This window comes from Pseudomonas sp. R62 (genome assembly GCF_000257605.1).
Classification (GTDB): Bacteria; Pseudomonadota; Gammaproteobacteria; order Pseudomonadales; family Pseudomonadaceae; genus Aquipseudomonas; species Aquipseudomonas atacamensis.
Genome location: NZ_JH635998.1, coordinates 3,331,462 through 3,334,246, shown reverse-complemented (window position 1 = coordinate 3,334,246; position 2,785 = coordinate 3,331,462). Strand labels below are relative to the sequence as shown.

Sequence of the window (2,785 nt, the reverse complement as noted above, 5' to 3'; positions counted from 1 at the left end):
CGATGCGCTGCTCGGCGATATCGACAACAACACCTGGAGCACGCATCTCACCGTCGGCATCGGCAACCACAGCGTCACTGCCGCCTATCAGCGGGTCAACGGCAATACGCCGTTCGACTACATCAGCCAGGGCGACAGCGTGTACCTGGACAACTCGCAGCAGTATTCGGACTTCAACGGCCCGAACGAACGTTCCTGGAAGCTCAAGTACGCCTACGACTTCACCGGTGCCGGCATGCCCGGCCTGACTTCGGCGCTGTCTTATTCACGCGGCACGGTGGATCTGACCAAAGCCGACCCGGACAGCGCAGGCTACTCCAGCTGGTACAGCGCCGATGGCCGCAACGCCAAGCATTGGGAACGCGACATCGATTTACAGTACGTCGTACAAAGCGGCCACGCCAAGGACCTCGCGGTGCGCCTGCAATGGGCGACCAACCGTGGCGGCAACGGCTACGGCGCGATTGATTCGGATACAGATGAATACCGCGTGATCATCGACTACCCGGTCAACGTCTTCTAAGATCGGCGCTGCGTTTTTCAGATCCTGTGATCTACCCTGTGGGAGCGAGCCTGCTCGCGAAAGCGGTGTGTCATTCAACACAGATGTTGACTGACAATCAGCTTTCGCGAGCAGGCTCGCTCCCACAGGTTCGTCCGGCGTCAGCCCAACTAAGCTTATGAAACCACTTCAACCGGCTCCCCATCATGATCACCAGCCGCACGCCTTCCATCACAGGCCTTACCGGTCGCCCCGAGCGCCTGCTGATCCTCGGCAGCCTGCTGACCGTGATTGCGATGGTGTGCATCGTCACCTTCCTGCTGATCCGCGAGTACGCCAGTGCGCAGGAAGTCGCCACGCGCCGCGCCACGACCATCGCGCAATTGATCGATGCCGATGTGCTGCGCACCGTCGAGCTGTACGACCTGACGCTGCAAGGGCTGATCGCCGCCGCCCAGCGTGACGACCTGCAGAACGTCTCGCCGCAGATCCGTCATCTGGCGCTGTTCGATCGCTCTGCCACCGCGCGCTTCAAGGGCGACATCCTGCTGCTCGACAAGCATGGCGAGGTGATCGCCGACTCCTCGCGCATCGAAGCGAAACCGGGCAATTTCGCCGACCGCGATTATTTTCTCGCCCACGCCTTCAACCGCGACATTGGCATGTTCATCAGCCGACCGTTCAAGACCCGTTGCGATTGTGAAGAAGCCGATCAGTGGCGCATCAGCTTCAGCCGACGCATCTCCTCGCAGACCGGTGAATTCCTCGGCGTGGCGGTGGCGTCGCTGAAACTCGACTATTTCGACGACCTGTTCAAAAGCCTCGACATCGGCACCGACAGTACGTTGAACATCATCAACAGCGATGGCGTGCTGCTTGCGCAGAAGCCGTATCTGCAGAGCGATTCGGTCGGCAAGAGTTTCGGCAACCGGCCCAACGTCGTGCGGATTCTCAACGATCGCGATGGCAGCGGCAGTTTCACCAGCACTTCGAGCATGGATGACCAGCGGCGGCTCTATACCTACTCGCGGGTCGGCAATCTGCCGTTGACCGTGATGGTCGCGCTGTCCAGCGAGGAAGTGTTCGGCACCTGGCGGCGCACGGCGATCCTGATCAGCGGCGCCACCGGCGTGTTGTGCCTGGGGCTGTTGTGGCTAACGTGGCTGCTCGCCCGGGAACTGCGTTTGCGCCATCGCGCCGAACGCGAACTGGCGCAACTGGCTGCCACCGATGACCTGACCGGAGTAGCCAACCGGCGCATGCTCGATCAGACTCTGCGCCACGAATGGTTCCGCGCCCAGCGCTCGGGCCAGCCGCTGTCGGTGATGATGATCGATGCCGACCACTTCAAGGCCTTCAATGATCGCCATGGCCATCAGGCTGGGGATCAGGTCTTGCGTGAACTGGCCAAGGTAATCACCGCGAACGTGCGACGCCCGGCGGATCTGGTCGCGCGGTATGGTGGTGAAGAGTTTTCGGTGATTCTCGCCGAGACCGACAGCGCCGGGGCGCAGCAGATCGCCCAGCAGATTCGCCAGGCTGTGGAAAACTTGCCATGGGTCGAAGGCGCTGAGCGGGCGATGACCGTGAGTATCGGCATTGCTACGTGGACATCGGCGAGCGAGATGACACTGGAGCAATTACTGTTTGCGGCGGACAAGGCGCTGTATCAAGCCAAGGAAGGCGGGCGCAATCGCGTTGTAGTGTCAGTCTGATGTTTCCAGGGTGATGGCGCCGCCGCCTTCGCGAGCAGGCTCGCTCCCACAGTTGGAATGCATTTCAAAGGTGGGAGCGAGCCTGCTCGCGAAGAAGCCTGATCAGGCACTAGAGAAACCACAGGCATAAAAAAAGGCCATCCGAGGATGGCCTTCAAAAAACTAGAGAGGTTTTTTACTTACACCGCCGCAACCGGGCGCATGTAAGAGATTGGTGCGGTGCTGGCGTCTTCGAACGTCACCACTTCCCAAGCGTCTGTCTGCTCAATCAATTTGCGCAGCAGCTGGTTGTTCAGTGCATGACCGGACTTGAAGCCTTTGAACTCACCAATCAGGCTGTTGCCCAGCAGGTACAGGTCGCCAATCGCATCGAGGATCTTGTGTTTGACGAATTCGTCTTCATAACGAAGACCGTCTTCGTTCAACACGCCATCAGCGTCGACCACGATCGCGTTTTCCACGCTGCCGCCGAGTGCGAGGTTGTGCTTGCGCAGGTACTCGATATCACTCATGAAGCCAAAGGTACGGGCGCGGCTGACTTCTTTAACGAACGAAGTGCTGGAAAAAT

At 59.7% G+C, this 2,785-nt stretch carries 3 protein-coding genes; 2 read left to right on the top strand and 1 reads right to left on the bottom strand.

All coding sequences use genetic code 11. The features are described from left to right. Positions 1–523 (top strand): OprD family outer membrane porin (locus tag OQK_RS16095; RefSeq protein ID WP_038861004.1); only part of this gene is annotated, 523 nt, incomplete at its 5' end. Positions 524–708: 185 nt separating this feature from the next. Then, positions 709–2,217: a sensor domain-containing diguanylate cyclase gene (locus OQK_RS16090; protein ID WP_016773284.1), complete on the top strand. Its 1,509-nt coding sequence runs from the start codon at positions 709–711 to the stop codon at positions 2,215–2,217. A 179-nt stretch (positions 2,218–2,396) separates the two neighbouring features. On the opposite strand, the gene OQK_RS31355 is transcribed toward OQK_RS16090, so the two are convergent. After that, on the bottom strand, positions 2,397–2,785 hold a 389-nt coding region (locus tag OQK_RS31355; protein ID WP_038861003.1), incomplete at its 5' end, for a UDP-3-O-acyl-N-acetylglucosamine deacetylase.